The organism is Ochrobactrum sp. BTU2, assembly GCF_024539785.1.
Lineage (GTDB): Bacteria > Pseudomonadota > Alphaproteobacteria > Rhizobiales > Rhizobiaceae > Brucella > Brucella anthropi.
Map to the genome: position 1 here is coordinate 1 of NZ_JAHWRG010000084.1, position 1,086 is coordinate 1,086.

A 1,086-nucleotide genomic window follows, 5' to 3' on the forward strand; every position below is an offset into this window, starting at 1 on the left:
GACATCAACGCCCATGAGACCAAATTGTATTAACTGAGAAGAGAGGATTTTCGGCTCATCATAGCTTTATCAAAGGACGCAAAGATGAGACAGAAACCCGTTCCCCAAACGTCTTCTGCGGAGAAGACGATCAAAGATATCCGTCGTGCCACGCGTAAACATTATTCGGCAGAGGATAAAATCCGTATTGTTTTGGAAGGTCTGCGCGGGGAAGACAGCATCGCTGCGATCTGCCGCCGTGAGGGGATCGCCGAGAGCCTTTATTATAGCTGGTCGAAAGAATTCCTCGAGGCAGGCAAGAAGCGCCTTGCAGGCGACACCGCCCGTTCTGCCACCAGCGACGAAGTAAAAGCGCTGCGTCGTGAAAGCCGTGACCTGAAGGAGGCGCTGGCCGACGTCACTCTGGAAAACCGCCTGCTTAAAAAAAGCATGATCGGGGATGGGGGCGACGACGAATGAGATATCCCGCCACCGAGAAGCTTGAGATCATTCGGTTGGTCGAGCAATCGCACCTGTCGGCCAGACAAACCCTCGACCGGCTTGGCATTCCAAGGCCGACATTCTATCGCTGGTATGACCGGTTTCTGACCCATGGCGTCGAAGGACTGAAAGACCGGACGCCCGCGCCATCACGGGTGTGGAACCGCATCCCTGACGATATCCGGGATCGCATTATCGAAATGGCGCTGGACCACGCCGATCTGTCGCCGCGTGAACTGGCGGTGAAGTTCACCGACACGGAAAGCTATTTTGTATCAGAGGCTTCGGTCTATCGCCTGCTCAAGGCCCACGATCTGATCACCTCGCCAGCCTATATCCTCATCAAGGCCAACAACGAGTTCAAGGACAAGACCACGCGGCCGAACGAGATGTGGCAAACCGACTTCACCTATCTGAAGGTCATCGGCTGGGGATGGTTTTATCTGTCGACCATTCTCGACGACTATTCCCGCTACATCATCGCCTGGAAGCTGTGCACCAGCATGAAGGTGGGCGACGTCACTGACACACTCGATCTTGCATTGGCCGCCTCAGGCTGTGACAAGGTCAGGGTCGAGCATCGTCCCCGCCTGCTGTCGGACAACG

The 1,086-nt window shown here is 55.4% G+C and carries 1 pseudogene; it reads left to right on the forward strand.

What is annotated here, in order from left to right:
- Positions 1 to 84: 84 nt before the first annotated feature.
- Positions 85 to 1,086 (forward strand): annotated as a pseudogene (locus KWJ32_RS28105) (helix-turn-helix domain-containing protein); the annotation flags it as partial.